This window comes from Microbacterium sp. KRD172 (assembly GCF_017168295.1).
GTDB classification, from domain to species: Bacteria; Actinomycetota; Actinomycetes; order Actinomycetales; family Microbacteriaceae; genus Microbacterium; species Microbacterium profundi.
Map to the genome: position 1 here is coordinate 1 of NZ_JABFAS010000032.1, position 320 is coordinate 320.

A 320-nucleotide genomic window follows, 5' to 3' on the forward strand; every position below is an offset into this window, starting at 1 on the left:
GCCGGAGGTCGCAGCACAGTTGCAGAAACTCATCGATTCGCTGTTGAACCCGAAAGCCGAAGACAAAGGCAGCAGCAGTACCGTGCGGTTCCGACCCGCAGACGACAGCGGCGACGGCAGCCGCAGCAGCGGCGATAGCGACGACGATGACTGGTTCGATGCGAAGTACTCCAGCAGCGCCGAGTACGGTGCCGGCGAAGACGTCTCGGATCGTGTGGACGGGCTCCCCGAGCACAAGGCGAAATCGCCGCCGGTGGAGTTGGCGGACATGCGCACGCACGCGCAGAAACGTCACGACGCGTTCGCGACCGCCCTGATGG

1 protein-coding gene is annotated in these 320 nt (G+C 64.7%); it reads left to right on the top strand.

The annotated features are described in order from the left end of the window. On the top strand, positions 1–320 hold a 320-nt coding region (locus J1M43_RS16560), incomplete at both ends, for a hypothetical protein (protein ID WP_206477566.1).